At 74.2% G+C, this 476-nt stretch carries 1 protein-coding gene and 1 pseudogene; both read left to right on the plus strand.

Features of this window, described 5'->3' with window-relative positions:
- Window positions 1-217: neutral/alkaline non-lysosomal ceramidase C-terminal domain-containing protein (locus tag RNB18_RS51300; protein WP_311720966.1), on the plus strand; the 217-nt coding region annotated here is incomplete at its 5' end.
- A 128-nt stretch (window positions 218-345) separates the two neighbouring features.
- Window positions 346-476, plus strand: a pseudogene (locus RNB18_RS51305) (IclR family transcriptional regulator); the annotation flags it as partial.

Below are 476 nucleotides of genomic sequence, written 5' to 3' on the forward strand. Positions count from 1 at the left end.
GTGGACGCGGGTGCTGGACGACGGTGACTGGGAGACCACGTACCGCTGGACCCGGATCAACGGACTGACCGGTACGTCGAAGGCCACGGTCACCTGGCGGATCGGCGCGGACACCCCGCCCGGCACCTACCGGATCGTGCACCACGGGGACGCGAAGAACCTGCTGGGGAGGATCACCCCGTTCACGGGCACGTCCTCCGCGTTCACCGTGACATGACCGGGTGAGGGTGCGGGCGGGGTACGGACGCCCCGCCCGCCCCACGGCCCGGCCGCCGGGACCCCCGCCCCCCACGGGTTTTCCCCACCCGAGATGCCGCGCCCCGGCGCCGGGTCCATGCTGGTGGCATGGGTGACCAGCCCGGCGCCGAGCCCACTGTGTCCGTCCAGCGGGACCTCCGGTTGCTGGAGGCCGCAGGAGCACATCCGGCGGGTGCCCCCGCAGAGCAGCTGGCCCGGGAGGCCGAGCTGCCCCCGGT

Source organism: Streptomyces doebereineriae (assembly GCF_031845645.1).
Lineage (GTDB): Bacteria > Actinomycetota > Actinomycetes > Streptomycetales > Streptomycetaceae > Streptomyces > Streptomyces canus.